Source organism: Ralstonia edaphi, from assembly GCF_958350185.1.
Classification (GTDB): domain Bacteria; phylum Pseudomonadota; class Gammaproteobacteria; order Burkholderiales; family Burkholderiaceae; genus Ralstonia; species Ralstonia edaphi.
Genome location: NZ_CATWHI010000003.1, coordinates 618,336 through 636,221, shown reverse-complemented (window position 1 = coordinate 636,221; position 17,886 = coordinate 618,336). Strand labels below are relative to the sequence as shown.

The following is a 17,886-nucleotide window of genomic DNA, read 5'->3' as shown; positions in this document are numbered from 1 at the left end:
ACCTGGGCTCAGGCGCCCAGGCGCACCGGTTCCTTGGCCAGCGAACGCGATGTCGGCATGTGGCCATACGACGGCAGTTCGGCCTTGCGGGTCGCGGCTTCGAGCTGCAGGCCGATCGCTTCGGCCGCATGTATGGCCGTTGCGCCGCTGGTGCCGACAACGAGGCGATAGCCGCCGCCGCGCACCGTCTGGATCAGGCCATCGCACGGCGTGCCGGCCAGCGCCACGCGCAGCTTGCGCACGTGCACATCGACCGTGCGCTCACCCACGAAGACATGGTTGCCCCACACGCGATCCAGCAGTTGCGTGCGCGAATGCACGCGTTGCGGATGCGCGACGAGAAAGTGCAGCAGGCGGAATTCCAGCGGGCTGAGTGGAATGGCGCGCGGGCCGGTGTCGGTTTGTGCGGTCACGCCCAGCGTCAGCGGATCGAGGCGCAGGCCGTTGACCTGCAGGATGTCGTCGCCATGCTGATGCGGCGCGCGGCGGCGCAGTACGGCGCGGATACGGGCATGCAGCTCGCCCGTGTCGCACGGCTTGACGACGTAGTCGTCGGCACCGGCGTCCAGCGCGGCAATCTTGGCGCGCGCATCGCCATGACGGGACAGCACGATGACCGGCAGGCCGCGCGTCTGCATGTTGGCGCGCAACGCCAGCAGCATGTCGATCGACTCGCGCTCGGGCCACGTCCACTCCATGAGGAGAAGCTCGGGCATGGCGGCCAGGATGGCCGCCTGCGCCTGGCCCGGATGGCTGACCCGTTGAACATCGTGTCCACCATCACGCAGGGAAAACGACAGACGCTCCCCCTCTGCCTGGTCTTGTTCGACCAGCAAGATCTGAATACCCACTTTGTTATACCTCCCGTCTAACCAGCCGACACACTCCGGCGAGCAGCCTTGCGGCTGCGCTCTGCTGTCTGCGGTGCGCGTTGTTATGAGTGCCATGCGGGCAGTTGCGCTTGTGCTCGCATGTCGTTTCTTGCGGGCGCTGTTGCCTGGCCGTCGGCCTTGCGCGGATCGTCATGCTGCGGTTCCCGTCGACGATCGCCAGCGGAGCCTCCTGGGTGGTGTCCAGGGTGGTCCTGAGAAAGGTCTGCAAACCCCTCGGCGCCTGCCGCAGCGTGCCGAACCATGCAATCGTTTGCACAGTTTGCGGCGTTGTCTGCGCGCAATCCGAGCCGGCGCCCCCCCGAGCGCCGGGGAAGTAGGGATCCCCCACCTCCGTTGGCATAAGGCTTGTTCGCCCTTTCCCGTTTCCTCTAGTCATGAACCCCCCTCTGGCTCAGAGAGAAAGGATTCCGTTTTGCCGGATTATAAGAATCCCGTAGGGATTCGTCACGCAAGAATTTTAAAATTTGGAAATTCATTCAACCCGACACGCATTGGGGTGCCGCAGTTGACATGCATTCTTCATAAAGCTATGCCAGGCAACGTTCTTGGCCGATACCATGCGGGCAATGATTCAAACCCGGCATAAATGCATGACGATTATGCTCGCGCCGCCATAATGGCTGCTCTCATGTGCGCGTCGGTATTTTTTACAAAACAAATTGATTCGCTAAAAATCAATTGATCTGTTTTGCTGGCAGGGGTAATTCACGCGATTTAAAACTTTAGGATTACTGCCCATTGTTTGGGCAACCTTCTGCGGGCGGAAAAAAAGCCCGCGCGAGGCGGGCTTTGTCCTGATGCCGAGGCGGCTGCCGGTGTCAGCTGTCCAGGCGTTCTTCGAGGCGGGTTTTAGCCTCGGGCAGCGCTTGCGGCAGGCCGTGCGCCAGTTTCGTGAACAGCTCGTCGTGCAGCGCCAGCTCCTGCTTCCAGGCCGCTGCGTCCAGCGAGATCACCTTGGCGAACTGCTCGGCCGTGAAGTCCAGGCCATCCCAGCTCAGTTCTTCGTAGCGCGGCGACACACCGAAGACGTGCTCCTCGCCCTGTGCCTGGCCTTCGATGCGATCGACCATCCACTTGAGCACGCGCATGTTCTCGCCAAAGCCCGGCCACACGAACTTGCCGTTTTCATCCTTGCGGAACCAGTTCACGCAGAAGATCTTCGGCAGCGTCGCGCCGCTCTCGGCCAGCTTCTCGCCGAGCTTGAGCCAGTGCGCGAAGTAGTCGGCCATGTTGTAGCCGCAGAACGGCAGCATGGCGAACGGGTCGCGGCGCACCACGCCTTGCTGGCCGGCAGCGGCGGCGGTGGTTTCCGAGCCCATCGTGGCTGCCATGTACACGCCTTCGGTCCAGTCGCGCGCTTCGGTCACGAGCGGCACGGTGGTCGAACGGCGGCCGCCGAAGATGAACGCATCAATGGGTACGCCGGCCGGGTTGTCCCATTCCGGATCGATCGACGGGCATTGTGCGGCGGGCGCCGTGAAACGCGCGTTCGGATGCGCAGCCTTGCGGCCGGTTTCCTTGGCGGTCTCGGGCGTCCAGTCCTGGCCTTGCCAGTCGATCAGGTGCGCCGGCGGCGTGTCGGTCATGCCTTCCCACCACACGTCGCCGTCGTCGGTCAGGGCCACGTTGGTGAAGATGACGTTCTCTTTGAGCGTGGCCATCGCGTTGAAGTTGGTCTTCTCGCTCGTGCCCGGGGCCACGCCAAAGTAGCCGGCTTCCGGGTTGATGGCGTACAGGCGCGTTTTGCCGTTGGCGTCCTGGCGGGGCTTGATCCAGGCGATGTCGTCGCCGATGGTCGTCACCTTCCAGCCGTTCAGGCCCGCAGGCGGAATCAGCATCGCAAAGTTGGTCTTGCCGCAGGCCGACGGGAAGGCCGCCGCCACGTGATACGTCTTGCCTTCCGGCGACGTCACGCCCAGGATCAGCATGTGCTCGGCCAGCCAGCCCTGGTCGCGGCCCATGGTGGAGGCGATCCGCAGCGCGAAGCATTTCTTGCCCAGCAGCGCGTTGCCGCCGTAGCCGGAGCCGAACGACCAGATTTCGCGCGTTTCCGGGAAATGCACGATGTACTTGGTCGGGTTGCACGGCCACGGTACGTCTTTCTCGCCGGCTGCGAGCGGCTTGCCGACGGTGTGCACGCACGGCACGAAATCGCCGTCGCTGCCCAGCACGTCGTACACCGGGCGGCCCATGCGGGTCATGATGCGCATGTTGACGGCCACATACGGGCTGTCCGACAGCTCCACGCCGATGTGTGCGATCGGCGAGCCCAGGGGGCCCATCGAGAACGGCACCACGTACAGCGTGCGGCCGCGCATGCTGCCGTCAAACAGGCCGTTCAGCGTCTGGCGCATTTCGGCCGGGGCCGTCCAGTTGTTGGTGGGGCCAGCGTCTTCCTTCTTCTGCGAGCAGATGAAGGTGCGGTCTTCCACGCGCGCCACGTCCGACGGGTCCGACAGCGCCAAGTACGAGTTCTTGCGCTTGGCCGGATTGAGCTGCTTCATCGTGCCGGCGGCCACCATTTCGGCGCACAGGCGGTCGTATTCCTCTTGCGAACCATCGCACCAGACGATGCGCTCTGGCTTGGTGAGCGCCGCCACCTCGCCCACCCACGCGATCAGGCGCGGGTGTTTCACGTAATCGGGCACGTTCAATGCGGGCACGCCCTGCATCACGGGTTGATTCATGACCAAAACTCCAATGGAAGTGAGAAAGAAATCGGTGTCGGATCAGCACGGTGGCCGCGCCGAGCGGCGGGGTGGAAAGCGATCGACGGCGCATCAGCAGCAAGCCGGATCAGCGATTTCCAGAGGGAGAGGTGAGGCAGGCGGAGGGACGGTAGCCGTGCTGATTTCACATTCAGTTACAAAGCGGAGCGCTGGCGGAATGTGGGTTTTTCCGGGCAGCGGGGGCCGCGTGCGCTAAAGTGGCGGGACCGAGGTCAACAGACCCTAGAACAAGGACTCGTCACCAGCGGGGCTGCGCAAATTGCGTGCCCGCGGCGGGCAATTCCGAACGTCGACACGGATTGTCGTGCGACGAGGGATGGGAAGAATACCACCGCGAGGGATCGCTGTTTTTTGCTGCGCACCATTGTTCGAAGTGAGATGTCGATGAAGATTGCCGTACTGGACGACTACCAAGACGCTGTTCGCAAGCTGGACTGCTTCAGCCTGCTGCAAGACCACGAAGTCAAAGTGTTCAACAACACCGTCAAAGGCGTGGGGCAATTGGCCGCACGCGTGGCGGACGTTGAAGCCATCGTGCTGATCCGGGAGCGCACGCGCGTCACGCGTCAGCTGCTCGATCGTCTGCCCAAACTCAAGATCATCAGCCAGACCGGCCGCGTATCGCGCGATTCGGGCGGCCATATCGATCTGGATGCCTGCACCGACAAGGGTGTGGTGGTGCTGGAGGGCAAGGGCTCGCCCGTGGCGCCGGCCGAGCTGACCTGGGCGCTGGTGATGGCCGCACAGCGCCGTATCCCGCAATACGTGGCGAGCCTCAAGCACGGCGCGTGGCAGCAATCGGGGCTGAAATCCACGACGATGCCGCCCAACTTTGGCATCGGCCGCGTCCTGAAGGGCCAGACGCTGGGCATCTATGGCTACGGAAAGATCGGCCAGCTCGTGGCCGGCTACGGCCGTGCTTTCGGCATGAATGTGCTGGTGTGGGGCCGCGAGGGATCGCAGGAACGCGCGCGTGCCGATGGCTTTGCCGTGGCGGACTCGAAGGAGGCGCTGTTCGAGCAGTCCGATGTGCTGTCCGTCCACCTGCGCCTGAACGACGAAACGCGCGGCATCGTGACGGTGGCCGACCTCACGCGCATGAAGCCGACCGCCCTGTTCGTCAACACGAGCCGCGCCGAGCTGGTGGAAGAAAACGGCCTGGTGACGTCGCTCAACCGCGGGCGCCCCGGCATGGCGGCCATCGACGTGTTTGAAACGGAGCCCATCCTGCAAGGCCACACCTTGCTGCGCATGGAGAACTGCATCTGCACGCCGCACATCGGCTACGTCGAGCGCGAAGGTTACGAGCTGTACTTCAGCATCGCGTTCCAGAACATCCTCGATGTTCTGCAGGGCAACGTCGACAGCGTGGTCAATCCGACGGCACTGGCGCCTGCGCTGATCCGCGCATAACGCCAGTCGTTCTACCCGTCGTTTCCATCAATCAAGCCGCGGCGCGCAGCTGCGGCTGATTGGCGCCTGCGCCGTCAAAGCGGAAGCTGTCCATCGCCAGCGATCCGTACGTCACCGTATCGACCACGTGCTGAGCCTGCACGCCGCCCTGCGTGGCCTGACTCGGCTGCCCCATCGCGGCGCCCAGCGCCACGTACAGCGGCATCAGGTGTTCGTCGGTCGGGTGGGCGTGGGCGGCGTTCGGGGCTTGCGCGCGGTAATCGCAGAAGCGGGTGAAATCGCCGCTGCGGATGCCGTCGGTCATCGTTTCGATCATCCATTCGCGGAAGGCCGTCACCCACGGCTCGACCGGCACGCCGTGCTGCGCCATGCCCGGGCCGCGCATCAGCGCGCGCAGGTTGTGCGTGAAGCTGCCGGAGCCGACGATCAGCACGCCTTCGTCGCGCAGCGGCGCGAGCGTGCGCCCCATCGCCATCTGGCACGCCGGCGACAGGCCCGGCATCAACGACACCTGCACCACGGGGATGTTCGCCTCCGGAAACATCAGCATCAGCGGCACCCAGGCGCCGTGGTCCAGCGGCTGACGCGGGTCCAGCACGGTGGAGGCCTGTTCTTCCAGCCCGGGGACGATGTTGCCGTCGATCAGCGTGCGGATGCGTTCGGCCAAGTCCGGCGCGCCCGGCGGGGCGTATTCCAGGGCGTAGAGCTGCGGCGGGAAGCCGCCGAAGTCGTGCCAGGCTTCCTGCTGCGCGCGCGCCGTGACGGCGGGTCGGCGCGTCATCCAGTGCGGCGAAACCACAGCGATGGCGCGCGGCTTGAGGGCTGCCATCTCTTGCCCGAGCGCCGCGAGCATCTTGCCGACGGGGCCGGGATCGGCCGCCAGCATGGGCGACCCATGGGACAGGTAAAGCACGGGGAGCATGTCAAATTTCCTGAAGAATATGCCTGTCATTCTGCGCCGACGCCGCGCCAGTAACGTGCATGGATTTGCAGGGCGGGATCAGGAAAATTGAATGAGTGCGCTTACATGCTCAGCAATTCTTCCGCCACGGTCGGGTGCAGGCCCACGGTGGACTGCAGATGCTTGAGCCGCACGCCCATGCGCACCGCCACCGTGAGCGCCTGGATGATCTCCGGCGCCGCGTTGTCGACGATGTGCGCGCCCAGCACGCGGCCGCTGCGCGCGTTGCACACCAGCTTGATCAGCGACTCCATGCCCGTGCCCGCAAAGCGCTGTTCCAGCGAGACAAAGCGGCGGACGACCACGTCGATGCGGTCGGCGAGCGCGCGTTTGTCGGTGTCTGGGCCGCGTTTGCCCAATTCAGGCCAGCGCGCGCGGGCGTCGGCCTCGGTCAGGCCCACGCTGGCGATGGCCGGATCGCAGAACACGGCCATCGGCACGGTGTTCATGTCGGGCAGCTTGATGCCTTTGCCGAACAGGCGTTCGGCCACGTAGCGGCCCTGCGCCGCGGCCACGGGCGTCAATTGAAGCGGGCTGCTGCCGCAGACGTCGCCGACTGCGTGGACGGCGCGGGCGCGCGTACGGAAGTGGCGGTCGACGGCAATGCGCCCGTGCGCATCGAGCGTGACGCCCGCCGCGTCCAGGCCAAGGCCGGCAAGGTTCGGCACGCGGCCGATGGCGCTCATGACACGCTGGGCGCGGAGCACGCGCAGAGCGTCGCTGCCCTCGGTGCTCGCGTAGACGGCCATGCCGCCGCCGTTTACGGCATCGTGTTCGATGCGGACGACGTCGGCGTTCAGGATCAGGTCGACGCCGCAGCCAGCCAGCGACTGCGCGGCGGCCTCGCCCACCGTGGCATCAAATTCCGGCAGCACGCGCGCATCGCGCGTCAGCACGGTCACCCGGACGCCAAAGCGCGCCAGCGTGGACGCCATTTCCACCGCGACAACACCGCCGCCCGCGATGATGAGCGAGGCGGGCAGCGCGTCCCAGCCGAACACGTCGTCGGAAGTGCAGGCCAGCTCCGCGCCGGGTACGGGGAGCGGCGTGGGTCGCGCGCCGGCGGCCAGCACGATCTGGCGCGCGCGCAGCGTAGCTTTGCCGGACTCGGTTTGCAGCCGGACGATGCCGCGCCCGCGCAGCGATGCGGTGCCGCTCAGCCACTGCACACCGGCATCGGCCAAGTGCGCGAAATGCGTTTCGTGCAGGCGGGCAACTTCGGCGCGCGTGCGGGCGATGGCATCGGCCCAGGCATCGGTGGACCGTGCGGTGCGCAGGCATTGGGATACCGCCTGCGACCAGGCAGCGCCGTAGCCGAGCAGTTTCTTGGGCACACACCCGCGGTTGACGCAGGTGCCGCCCACTTGCGCCCGATCGATCAGCAGCGTGCGCGCGCCCAGTTGCGCAGATCGACGCGCAGCCGCGAGCCCGGCCGAACCGGCGCCAATCACGATCAGGTCAAACGCATGTGCAGGGTTTGCGGGCATGAAGTGTCCGTCGAAGAAGCATCGGCCGGACGACCCTGGTGGCACGCCGGCGGGCGCGCCATGTGGAGCAAGCGGCGCGCCCGCCGCCTGTCTTGGAGGAGGTGGTTACGCAGCCACCGCCGTGGCGAACCCGCGTGGAAGTTCGCGCAGGAAGGTTTCGCCGTCATGACGCCCGAGCGCATAGGCGTCGCGCATGGCGCCGGGGCGGGTGTAATCCCAACTCGAAATGGGCACCTTGCGCGAGGGCTGTACATAAAAGCGGCGCTGCACGCCGTCGGCCACCGGCACGTCCATGCGGAAATACGTCGGCCGCGGGTACAGGCGCGTGACCAGCACCAGCGCGTCGCCCGGCGTGGCGTCCAGCGCGTGCACCGGCACGTTGTCGACCATGCCGCCGTCGAGCACCGGCCGCCCCGCGCGCCGCAGCACCGGCGTGAACGGCGGCGTGGAAGCGGATTGCAGCAGCAGGTCTGCCAGGTCTTCCGGTGTGGCGCAATCCTGCGCGCGCACGATTTCCGGCGTGAAGCCGAGGCGCTTGCCCAGCGTCGGGTGCAGCGTCTTGCGAACGTGCTTTTCGATGTTGTACGCAATCAGCCCCGCCGCCACCGCCGAGCGTGCGCCCAGCCAGCGCGGGATATGCGCCACGCCGATGCGGATCTCGGGCGCCTGCGCCAGCCGCGCGAAGCGGCCCTCGCCGAACACCGTCAGCAGCGCCGTGCGGTACATGCCGTAGTGGGGAAACACGCGCTCGCCGCGCAGCAGGTTGCCCCAATGGGCGTTGCGGGTGTTTTGGCGCAAGGCTTCGCCGTAGTAATCCATCAGCTCGGCCGAATTCCATGCATGCAGCATGCACGCCGTCGACGCGCCGGCCGAGATGCCGGCAATCACGCGCGGCGCCAGGCCCAGTTCGGGCTGCACGACGTCCCACCAGCCGGCCTGCCACCAGCAGCGATTGCCGCCGCCGGCAAAGACCATCTGATCGAACACCGGCGCGCTCATGCCGAGGCCCCGCTGCGGGCGGCCGCTGCGGCTGCCGGCTCCAGCCGCAGCGACGGCGCATATTTGAGGGTGTCGATGCAGGCGTCCAGCAGGCGCTCGCGCTTGGTGGCGAGGCTCGAGGCGTCCGGGTAGAACAGGTAATCGCCCATGATGCCGTTGAATGTCGCATGAAAATGCGCCACGGCCAGCGGGATGTCGAGGTCGGCCGGCAACTGCCCGCGCCGCGCCGCCTGCTCGATGATGCTCGTCAGATGGGCCATGCCTTCCTCAAACGATTCCTGCTGGCGCTTGAGGATGGGGCTTGTGTCCTCCACGAACTCGCACTTGTTGAACATGATCTCGAAGACCTTGCGCCAGTGCGCGTCTTCCACGAGTTGCCGCAGCAGGAAGTTGCCCACGGTGCGCAGTTCACCCAGCGGGTCATCGGCCTCCACGCCAAGTGGGGTACACATGGTCTCCATCGGCAGCTTCACGCGCTCGCACATGGCGGCGAAGACGTCGGTCTTGTTACGGAAGTGCCAATAGATAGCGCCGCGCGTCACGCCCGCGGCCTGCGCGATATCCGACAGCGATGTGCGTGCCACGCCGCGCGCATAGAACACGTCTTCCGCCGCATCCAGAATGCGGTTGCGTGTTTCCAGGGCTTCTTCCTTCGTTCGTCTGACCATGATCTTCCAGAGGAACGCCGGGGTATCTCGTCCGGCGTTCTTTCGATTGGCTTTTGTGCAATGCACAATTCCAGGCAACGCACCATTGCGCCCCGCACAACGCGGCAGCAGGTCCGTTGGCTGACAATGCTTGTCGCAGCGCGGTATGCGCAGCCTGTTCGCTTGATCGCCGTCATTGCTACGAACCCCGGAAACGTGTCAACGGAGTCCCTATTCGTCGAGGGCGAGACTTACATACATACGCGAACGTATCTATAATAGCGCGCACTCCGTCGCTTGCCCATGGCCGTATGCGCCACATCCATGCGGGCAAGCGGCCCCGGGGCCGACTTCATGTCTGTCGGTCAGCGGGCCGGAGATCGACTGCCGATCGCTCCCGCGTCTTAGCATTCTGGTCCGAGTTGTTGCGAGTTCGTCGCAAAGGCCATATCGCATGCCGCGAGATGCAGCTAGCATCGGACGTTTTCGTTTTGTGTTTTTTGGTTTCGCTGACGGCTTGCCGGCGTCGCACTCGTTTGCGCGGCGTTGCGGCACCCGGCATTCCGCTTATCGCCACATGGGGTCATCTATGACGAACACCCGCCGTTATCACCAACTCGCTGCCGCCGCATTCATGGTGGTGGCACTTGCAGCCTGCGGCAACAAGCAGGCACAAGGGCCGGGCGGCGCCGGCATGCCTCCGACCGCAGTCGGCGTTGTGACCGTGCAGCCGCACTCCGTTGGTCTGACCAGCGAGTTGCCGGGCCGCCTGGAAGCCACGCGTGTGGCGCAGGTGCGCGCACGGGTCGCGGGCATCGTGCTCAAGCGTACCTACGCTGAAGGCAGTGACGTGAAGGCCGGCCAGCAGTTGTTCCAGATCGATCCGGCGCAGTATCAGGCGTCGCTGGACAGCGCCAAGGCACAGCTTGCGCGTTCGGAAGCCACGCAAACGCAGGCGCAGTTGAAGGCTGAGCGCTACAAGCCGCTGGTTGCCACCAACGCCATCAGCAAGCAGGACTACGACGACGCCACTGCCGCCGCCAAGCAAGCCACCGCTGACGTGGCCGCCGCCCGCGCTGCCGTCGAAACCGCCAAGTTGAACCTCGGCTATGCCAGCGTGACTTCGCCCATCTCGGGCCGTGCCGGTCTGGCGCAGGTCACCGAAGGCGCGCTCGTCGGCCAGGGCGAGGCGACGCTGCTGACGACCGTGCAGCAGATCGATCCGATCTATCTGACCTTCACGCAGTCGAGCACCGAAGTGATGCGTCTGCAGCAGGCGCTCAAGGACGGCAAGCTGGCCAAGGCCGGTGGCGATGCAGCCAAGGTCACGCTCGTGACGGAAGACGGCCGTGCCTATGCCCAATCGGGCAAGCTCTACTTCTCGGACCTGACGGTGGATCCGGCCACGGGCACGATCACGCTGCGCGCGATCGTTCCGAACGCCGACCGCACGCTGCTGCCGGGCATGTACGTGCGTGCCCGTCTGGAGCAGGCCGTGGACGAGCAGGCCATCACGGTGCCGCAACAAGCCGTGACGCGCAGCCCGGACGGCGCCTCCGTCATGGTGGTCGACGAAAAGGGCATGGCAGCCGTGCGCCAGGTCCAGGCCGACCGCTCGACCGGTACCGAATGGATCGTCTCCAGCGGCCTGAAGGCGGGTGACAAGGTGATTGTCGACGGCCTGCAGAAGGTTCGTCCGGGCGCACCGGTCAAGGCCGTGCCGTGGCAGCCGATGCAGGCAGGCCAGGGCAAGGCCCCGCAAGGTCAGGGCGGCCAGGGTAGCGGCGCGGCACCCGCACCGGCAGCCAGCGCCCCTGCTGCAAGCACTCCCGCTGCCAGCGCACCGGCAGCCAAGCAGTAAACAAGGAGCCATCGCATGGCAAAGTTTTTTATCGATCGCCCGGTCTTTGCCTGGGTGCTCGCGCTGTTCATCATTCTTGCCGGGGCGATTTCGATCACCCAGCTGCCGATCTCGCAGTACCCGACCATTGCGCCGCCGTCCGTCATCATCACGGCAACGTATCCGGGCGCCAATGCGAAGACGCTGGACGAATCCGTCACCAGCATCATCGAGCAGGAAATGAACGGTGCGGACGGCCTGCTCTATATGGAGTCGGTCAGCCAGGGCGGTAACGGCCAGGCGCAGATCACCGTGACGTTCAAGGCCGGTACCGATCCGGCGCTGGCGCAGGTGGACGTGCAGAACCGCCTGAAGCGTGTGGAAGCGCGCTTGCCGTCTGCGGTGACGCAGCAGGGCGTGCAGGTCGACAAGGCGCGCTCGAACTTCCTGCTGTTCGCCACGCTGGCATCCACCGACGGCAAGATGGATCCGGTGGCACTGGGCGACTACATCTCGCGCAACGTGCTGAACGAAATCAAGCGCGTGCCGGGTGTCGGTCAGGCGGTGCTGTTCGGTACGGAACGCGCGATGCGCGTCTGGATCGATCCGGCCAAGCTGGTCGGCTACAAGCTGACCCCGACGGACGTCTACAACGCCATCCGTGCGCAGAACGCGCTGGTCTCGGCCGGTACGATCGGCGATCTGCCGTCCGTCGCTGACCAACCGCTCGCGGCGACAGTCGTGGTGGAAGGCCAGCTAACGACCACCGAGCAGTTCGGCAACATCGTGCTGGTCGCCAAGCCGGACGGCTCACTCGTGCGCGTGAAGGACGTGGCGCGCCTGGAACTCGGCGGCCAGACCTACTCGACGTCTGCGCGGATCAACGGCCAGCCGATTTCGGCCATTGGTGTGCAGCTCTCGCCTACGGGTAACGCGCTGGGCACCGCGAAGGCCGTGAAGGCCAAGCTGGAAGAGCTCTCGAAGTACTTCCCGGCCGGCGTGGAATACAAGGTGCCGTACGACACCTCGAAGTTCGTCCAGATCTCGATCGAGGAAGTGGTCAAGACGCTGTTCGAGGCCATGGTGCTGGTGTTCCTGGTGATGCTGCTGTTCCTGCAGAACATCCGCTACACGCTGGTGCCGTCGATCGTGGTGCCGATCTCGCTGCTGGGCGCGTTTGCCGTCATGAACGCGATGGGTTTCTCCATCAACGTGCTGACGATGTTCGGCCTCGTGCTGGCGATCGGTATTCTCGTTGACGATGCTATCGTGGTGGTGGAAAACGTCGAGCGGATCATGGCCGAAGAAGGCCTGCCTCCGCGCGAAGCGACCCGCAAGGCCATGGGCCAGATCACAGGCGCCATCATCGGTATTACGCTGGTGCTGATGGCCGTGTTCATCCCGATGGCGTTCTTCTCGGGCTCGGTGGGCGCGATCTATCGCCAGTTCTCGCTGTCGATGGTGTCGTCGATCTTCTTCTCGGCACTCATGGCGCTGACGCTCACGCCGGCACTGTGCTCGACGCTGCTCAAGCCGATCGAGAAGGGTTCGCACCACGAGAAGAAAGGCTTCTTCGGCTGGTTCAACCGCATGTTCAGCACCACCACGAACCGCTATCAGAGCTTCGTGGAACGCATCCTGAAGAAGACCTTCCGCTACATGGTCATCTATGTTGCGCTGATCGCGGCGGTGGTGTTCCTGTTCCTGCGCCTGCCGTCTTCGTTCCTGCCGACCGAAGACCAGGGCTACATCGTGACCAACATCCAGTTGCCGCCGGGGGCATCGGCCAACCGCACGTTGGAAGTGATCAAGCAGGTCGAGAACTACTACAAACAGGAAAAGGCGGTCGAGAACATCGTGGCCGTGCAGGGCTTCAGCTTCTCGGGTAACGGCCCGAACGCCGGTATCGTCTTCACCCCGTTCAAGGACTGGAGCGAGCGCAAGGGCAAGGACCAAACCGCTGATGCCGTGGCCGGCCGTGCCTTTGGTGCGCTGTTCGGCGGCATTCGCGATGCGATTGTCTTCCCGCTGAACCCGCCGCCGATTCCGGAACTGGGTAACGCAACGGGCTTCACGTTCCGTCTGCAGGACCGCGCGGGCCTGGGCCACGACGCGCTGATGGCTGCTCGCAATCAGCTGATGGGGATGGCGGCGCAAAGCAAGATCATCACCGGCATGCGCCCGGAAGGTCTGGAAGATTCGCCGCAGTACCAGGTGGATATCGACCGCGAGAAGGCCAATGCGCTGGGCGTCTCGTTCACCGACATCAACGCCGTGCTGTCGACGGCGCTGGGTTCGGCGTACGCCAACGACTTCCCGAACTACGGTCGTCAGCAGCGTGTGATCGTGCAAGCGGACAAGATCAACCGCATGCAGCCCGAAGACATCATGAACCTGTACGTGCGCAACGCGCAGGGCAACATGGTGCCGATGTCGACGTTCGCGAAGGGCCATTGGATCGTCGGCCCGGTGCAGCTCGTGCGCTACAACGGCTATCCGGCTGTTCGCCTGTCGGGTGCGGCCGCACCGGGTGCCAGCTCGGGTGACGCCATGGCCGAGATGGAGCGCCTGGCCGCCAAGCTGCCGGCCGGTATCGGCTACGAGTGGACGGGCCAGTCGCTGCAGGAAAAGGCTTCGGGCTCGCAGGCGCCGGCGCTGTATGCGCTGTCGCTGCTGGCGGTGTTCCTGGTGCTGGCCGCGCTGTATGAAAGCTGGTCGATCCCGGCGGCGGTGATTCTGGTGGTGCCGCTGGGTGTGCTTGGCGCACTGCTGGGGGTGACGCTGCGCGCAATGCCCGATGACGTGTACTTCAAGGTCGGCCTGATTGCGGTGGTGGGCCTGTCCGCCAAGAACGCAATCCTGATCATCGAGTTTGCGAAGGACTTGCAGGCGCAAGGCAAGGGCCTGATCGAGGCGACGCTCGAAGCCGTGCACCTGCGGTTCCGCCCGATCATCATGACGTCGTTCGCCTTCATCCTGGGTGTGCTGCCGCTGGCGATTGCCACGGGCGCCAGCTCCGCCAGCCAACGCGCCATCGGTACCGGCGTGATGGGCGGGATGTTCACCGCGACGGTGCTGGCCGTGGTGCTGGTGCCTGTGTTCTTCGTGGTGGTCCGCCGCGTCTTCAAGGGCAGCGAGCGTCAACGCCGTCTGGATGCCGCGCACCGTCCGCTGGACGAGGAAATCTGAACATGCAGAAAACGATGACCTTTCGAACCCCTGCGCTGCTGCCGGCGCTCCTGCTGGCCGCCGGCGTGTTGTCCGGTTGCTCGCTGGCGCCCACCTATGAGCGCCCGGATGCTCCGATAACGAGCACGTATCCGCAGGCACCAGCGGGCTATGCCGTGCCGGCAGACTCCGCCAAGCCCGGCGAGAACGCGCCCCGCGCGACCGAACTGGGCTGGCGCGAGTTCTTCCCCGATGCGCGCCTGCAGAAGCTGATCGGCCTGGCGCTTGAGAACAACCGCGACCTGCGCGTGGCCATGCTCAACGTCGAGGCCGCGCGTGCGCAGTACCGCCTGCAGATCGCTGACCTGCTGCCGCCGGTCAATGCGTCTGCCACGTACACGCGCAGCCATACGCCGCCGTCGATCTCAACCACCGGCGGCGACATCTACACCAAGCAGTACCAGCTTGGCGTGGGCATCAGCAACTACCAGGTGAACCTGTTCAGCGTGGGCGACGTCACGTCGTCTGCGCGTGCGAGTTATCTCGCAACGGACGAAGGCCGGCGTGCCGCGCAGATCAGCCTGATCTCGCAGGTGGCCAAGGCTTACCTGAACGAGCGCGCGTACGCCGAGCAGCTTGAACTGGCCCAGCAGACCCTGAAGGGGCGCGAGGACTACTACAAGCTGGCCAAGCAGCGTTTTGACGTAGGCGCCTCGTCGGCGCTGGATCTGCGTCAGACCGAGACGCTGGTGGAATCGGTGCGTGTGTCGGTGGCGCAGCTGACGCGCCAGTATGCCCAGGCGACCAACGCCCTCGTGCTGCTGGTGGGCGCCCCGCTGCCGGCCGATCTTCCTGCGCCGACCACGGTGTCGTCGGAGAAGATCGTGGCCGACATTCCGCCGGGTCTGCCGTCGGAGCTGCTGGAGCAACGCCCTGACATCCGCCAGGCCGAGCAGAAGCTGATTGCCGCCAACGCCAACATTGGCGTGGCGCGTGCGGCGTTCTTCCCGAGCATCGGGCTGACGTCCAACGTGGGCACGGCAAGCGGCGCGCTGCATGATCTGTTCAAGAGCGGAACGGGGTTTTGGTCGTTCGTGCCGAACCTGACGCTGCCGATCTTCAACTGGGGCACCAACATCTTCAATCTGGACTTGACCAAGACCAACCAGAAGATTGCGGTTGCCAATTACGAGAAGACGATCCAGACGGCCTTCCGCGAGGTGTCCGACGCCCTCGTGGCGCGCGGTACGCTGGAAGATCAGGTGGCAGCGCAGAAGCGCTTCCGCGATGCCACGGCCGATCGCCTGACGCTGTCTGACCAGCGCTATCGTAACGGCGTGTCGAGCTTCCTCGATGTGCTCGACGCGCAGCGCGATCTGTTCAGCGCTGACCAGACGCTGGTGCAGACGCGCCTGGCCCGCCTGACCAACGCCATCGATCTGTACACGGCGCTGGGCGGTGGCCTGCAGGAGCACAGCACCACTGTGGCCGCACAGCAGGCTCAGCCGACGGCTGCGCCAGGCGTTGCGCCCGCCACGCCCGACATGACGCCGCAGCAATCGAAGTAAGTTTGCGTCTGTTCGCTCGGAAGCCCGCCTTGTTCAGGCGGGCTTTTTTTTGCCGGCGCCGTTTGTGCCGGCGGTGCGTTCGAGAAATTGAAGCAGGGCCACCTCTTCGCGTCGCAGGCCCTTGCGTGCCCGAACCGGGGGCAGGGCTTCCAGCTCGCCCGCCAGGAATGCGTCCACCACGGCCGGATGCACGTAGCACTTGCGGCAGACGGCCGGCGTGTTCCCCAGGCGTTGAGCGACTGCGGCAATGGCCTCCACCACTTGCCGGCGTGCCTCGGTGGCATTGGTCGCTGGTCGCCCGCGCAGCAGGTCCAGCGCCAGCACGCTGCCCGCCCAGGTGCGGTAGTCCTTCGCCGTAAAATCCGCGCCCGAAATTTCCTGTAAGTACGCATTCACATCCGAGGAATCCACCGCACGGCGCTCGCCAGCTTCGTCGATGTACTGGAATAACTCCTGCCCCGGCAGATCGACGCAGCGCCGGATGATGCGCGCCAGGCGCGGATCCGATACCGACACGTCATGCTCCACGCCGCTCTTGCCGCGAAACTGAAAGCGCACCGTGTTGCCGTGGACCTCCACATGCCGATTTCGCAGCGTCGTGAGCCCATAGGACCGGTTGTCGCGCGCATAGGTCGCGTTGCCCACGCGCACCAGCGTCACGTCCAGCAGGTAGACCACCGTCGCCAGCATCTTTTCGCGCGACAGGCCCGGCGCCCCCAAATGGCCCGTGATCGCCTCGCGCACGCGCGGCAGCACCGCCCCGAAGGCCAGCAGGCGCCCGTATTTATCGGCATCGCGAAAGGCGCGCCATTCTGCGTGATAGCGATATTGCTTGCGCCCACGCGCGTCACGCCCCGTCGCCTGCAGATGACCGCCCGCGTGTGGGCAGATCCAGACGTCGGTATAGGCCGGCGGGATCGCCAGCTTGTTGATGCGCGCAATGACCGCCGGATCGCGGATGCGTTGGCCGCGCGTGTCGAAATAGACGAATTGGCCGCGCAGCCGGCGCCGGGTGTAGCCCGGGCGTGTGTCGTCCACATAGCGCAGCTGTTCGGGCAGCGCTTCGGCGAGAAGGGTGGCGCTTGCGGCAACCGGCGCGGGCGCAGACTTGGGAACGCGTTCCACAGTAGAGGCCTGGAGAGATGCTCGCGTTGAGCAAGCGGCGTTCCTTCCTCGCTTCTTCCGCTGGCGAGTCGCTCCCGACGTAGTATCAAGGCCACGCATCTACGCAAAATTGCGGCAGAAAATGGCCTTTCCGCCACAATCGGAAGTGCCTTGCATCGGTAAACAGATTCAACTACACTGCACGCCCTCTGGGCGGTATATAATCCGCTGTTTCGCCGTCCACCCGAATACTGAGCAAGGGACCCGATGACCACCATCCGTCTGAAAGAAAACGAGCCGGTCGAAGTTGCGCTGCGCCGCTTCCGCCGTGAAATCGAGCGCACTGGCCTGATCAAGGAACTGCGCGCCCGCACCGCTTACGAAAAGCCGACGACCGAGCGCAAGCGCAAGAAGGCTGCTGCTGTGTCGCGTACGCGTAAACGCCTGCGTTCGCAAATGCTGCCGAAGAAGCTCTACTAAGATCGCGCGATTGTTTCGGTAGCACCAATCGGGTGCTGCCGCTGGCGGTGTGAAGTCATTCGACCTCCGTTCCGCCGAGCTTGGTTTGTAGCGCCTTGCGCGTGCCGGAAGCCTTTCCGGAATCAACCAACGCTCCACTCCCCGATACAGAAGCTAGCAAGATGCGGTTGATGGCCTGTGCGCCATTGTCCGCCGCTTCGGTGCGCCCTGCGCGCCCTTCTCTGTTGCAAACGACATCCGCCAGCGGTAAATGACCGGCTGGCTGTTGGCGTTTGTTTCGCCGATTCTGTGCGGGAGTACAGTAGCGGGCATCCTTTGCACGCGCTTTCCCAAACAACGATGTCTACCGATTCCAACGAGTACTGGTTTCCCGCCAAGCGGTACGGCTGGGGATGGGGTTTCCCTTCGCGTTGGCAGGGCTGGGTAGTGCTCGCCATTTATGCCGTACTGCTGGCGGCTGGCATCGTCGGGCTGCAGCCGGGGCGCACGCAGTTGGGTTTTTCGTTGTACGTCCTGAGCGTGTCAGTGCTGCTGGTGCTGGTTTGCTGGTGGAAGGGCGAGCCGCCGCGCTGGCGGTGGGGCCGGGATTGAGCGGCT

13 protein-coding genes are annotated in these 17,886 nt (G+C 65.1%); 6 read left to right on the top strand and 7 right to left on the bottom strand.

Features of this window, described 5'->3' with window-relative positions; translation table 11 throughout:
• Positions 1-8 precede the first annotated feature (8 nt).
• The gene (locus R2669_RS13420) at positions 9-851 is read right to left on the bottom strand and encodes a winged helix-turn-helix domain-containing protein (RefSeq protein ID WP_316875171.1); all 843 of its coding nucleotides are present in this window, start codon (positions 849-851) and stop codon (positions 9-11) included.
• Between the two features lie 860 nt (positions 852-1,711).
• On the bottom strand, positions 1,712-3,580 hold the full coding sequence (locus tag R2669_RS13415; RefSeq protein WP_316900570.1) for a phosphoenolpyruvate carboxykinase (GTP): 1,869 nt from the start codon (positions 3,578-3,580) through the stop codon (positions 1,712-1,714).
• Positions 3,581-4,006: 426 nt separating this feature from the next.
• Here R2669_RS13415 and R2669_RS13410 point away from each other — a divergent pair, with 426 nt between their 5' ends.
• On the top strand, positions 4,007-5,035 hold the full coding sequence (locus tag R2669_RS13410) for a D-2-hydroxyacid dehydrogenase family protein (protein WP_147213467.1): 1,029 nt from the start codon (positions 4,007-4,009) through the stop codon (positions 5,033-5,035).
• A gap of 31 nt (positions 5,036-5,066) precedes the next feature.
• Here R2669_RS13410 and R2669_RS13405 read toward each other — a convergent pair whose 3' ends face one another.
• From R2669_RS13405 to R2669_RS13390, 4 genes are all read right to left on the bottom strand, one after another.
• Complete coding sequence (locus R2669_RS13405) at positions 5,067-5,957, bottom strand: DODA-type extradiol aromatic ring-opening family dioxygenase (protein ID WP_316900567.1); 891 nt, start codon at positions 5,955-5,957, stop codon at positions 5,067-5,069.
• A 101-nt stretch (positions 5,958-6,058) separates the two neighbouring features.
• Positions 6,059-7,483, bottom strand: coding sequence for a dihydrolipoyl dehydrogenase family protein (locus tag R2669_RS13400; protein WP_316900566.1), 1,425 nt, complete (start codon positions 7,481-7,483; stop codon positions 6,059-6,061).
• 105 nt (positions 7,484-7,588) lie between these two features.
• On the bottom strand, positions 7,589-8,482 hold the full coding sequence (locus tag R2669_RS13395) for a patatin-like phospholipase family protein (RefSeq protein WP_027678632.1): 894 nt from the start codon (positions 8,480-8,482) through the stop codon (positions 7,589-7,591).
• On the bottom strand, positions 8,479-9,150 hold the full coding sequence (locus R2669_RS13390) for a TetR family transcriptional regulator (RefSeq protein ID WP_147213444.1): 672 nt from the start codon (positions 9,148-9,150) through the stop codon (positions 8,479-8,481). Before R2669_RS13390 ends, R2669_RS13395 begins: the two co-directional genes overlap by 4 nt.
• Before the next feature lie 568 nt (positions 9,151-9,718).
• Here R2669_RS13390 and R2669_RS13385 point away from each other — a divergent pair.
• Genes R2669_RS13385 through R2669_RS13375 form a run of 3 tightly spaced genes read left to right on the top strand, consistent with a single transcriptional unit; the run spans position 9,719 to position 15,705 of the window.
• On the top strand, positions 9,719-10,990 hold the full coding sequence (locus R2669_RS13385) for an efflux RND transporter periplasmic adaptor subunit (protein ID WP_316900561.1): 1,272 nt from the start codon (positions 9,719-9,721) through the stop codon (positions 10,988-10,990).
• A gap of 15 nt (positions 10,991-11,005) precedes the next feature.
• Positions 11,006-14,158 (top strand): efflux RND transporter permease subunit, encoded by a 3,153-nt coding sequence (locus R2669_RS13380; RefSeq protein ID WP_316900558.1) that lies wholly within the window; start codon positions 11,006-11,008, stop codon positions 14,156-14,158.
• A 2-nt stretch (positions 14,159-14,160) separates the two neighbouring features.
• Entirely contained in the window at positions 14,161-15,705 is a 1,545-nt protein-coding gene (locus tag R2669_RS13375) for an efflux transporter outer membrane subunit (RefSeq protein WP_316875164.1), read from the top strand.
• Positions 15,706-15,738: 33 nt separating this feature from the next.
• On the opposite strand, the gene R2669_RS13370 is transcribed toward R2669_RS13375, so the two are convergent.
• On the bottom strand, positions 15,739-16,830 hold the full coding sequence (locus tag R2669_RS13370) for a DNA topoisomerase IB (protein WP_147213441.1): 1,092 nt from the start codon (positions 16,828-16,830) through the stop codon (positions 15,739-15,741).
• 246 nt (positions 16,831-17,076) lie between these two features.
• Between R2669_RS13370 and rpsU the strand changes: the two genes are divergently transcribed.
• Together rpsU and R2669_RS13360 are read left to right on the top strand one after the other, a co-directional pair.
• Positions 17,077-17,289, top strand: a complete 213-nt coding sequence (gene rpsU / locus R2669_RS13365) for a 30S ribosomal protein S21 (protein WP_003262970.1) — start codon at positions 17,077-17,079, stop codon at positions 17,287-17,289.
• A 339-nt stretch (positions 17,290-17,628) separates the two neighbouring features.
• Positions 17,629-17,880 carry a hypothetical protein gene (locus R2669_RS13360; RefSeq protein WP_147213440.1) on the top strand — a complete coding sequence of 84 codons (252 nt, stop codon included), beginning with the start codon at positions 17,629-17,631 and terminating at the stop codon, positions 17,878-17,880.
• Positions 17,881-17,886: the final 6 nt, after the last annotated feature.

Coding starts and splice junctions, on each gene's coding strand:
- rpsU (WP_003262970.1), top strand. CDS start 17,077: ATGACCACCATCCGTCTGAAAGAAAACGAGCCGGTCGAAGTTGCGCTG.
- R2669_RS13385 (WP_316900561.1), top strand. CDS start 9,719: ATGACGAACACCCGCCGTTATCACCAACTCGCTGCCGCCGCATTCATG.
- R2669_RS13395 (WP_027678632.1), bottom strand. CDS start 8,482: ATGAGCGCGCCGGTGTTCGATCAGATGGTCTTTGCCGGCGGCGGCAAT.
- R2669_RS13375 (WP_316875164.1), top strand. CDS start 14,161: ATGCAGAAAACGATGACCTTTCGAACCCCTGCGCTGCTGCCGGCGCTC.
- R2669_RS13390 (WP_147213444.1), bottom strand. CDS start 9,150: ATGGTCAGACGAACGAAGGAAGAAGCCCTGGAAACACGCAACCGCATT.
- R2669_RS13380 (WP_316900558.1), top strand. CDS start 11,006: ATGGCAAAGTTTTTTATCGATCGCCCGGTCTTTGCCTGGGTGCTCGCG.
- R2669_RS13415 (WP_316900570.1), bottom strand. CDS start 3,580: ATGAATCAACCCGTGATGCAGGGCGTGCCCGCATTGAACGTGCCCGAT.
- R2669_RS13400 (WP_316900566.1), bottom strand. CDS start 7,483: ATGCCCGCAAACCCTGCACATGCGTTTGACCTGATCGTGATTGGCGCC.
- R2669_RS13410 (WP_147213467.1), top strand. CDS start 4,007: ATGAAGATTGCCGTACTGGACGACTACCAAGACGCTGTTCGCAAGCTG.
- R2669_RS13360 (WP_147213440.1), top strand. CDS start 17,629: ATGTCTACCGATTCCAACGAGTACTGGTTTCCCGCCAAGCGGTACGGC.
- R2669_RS13405 (WP_316900567.1), bottom strand. CDS start 5,957: ATGCTCCCCGTGCTTTACCTGTCCCATGGGTCGCCCATGCTGGCGGCC.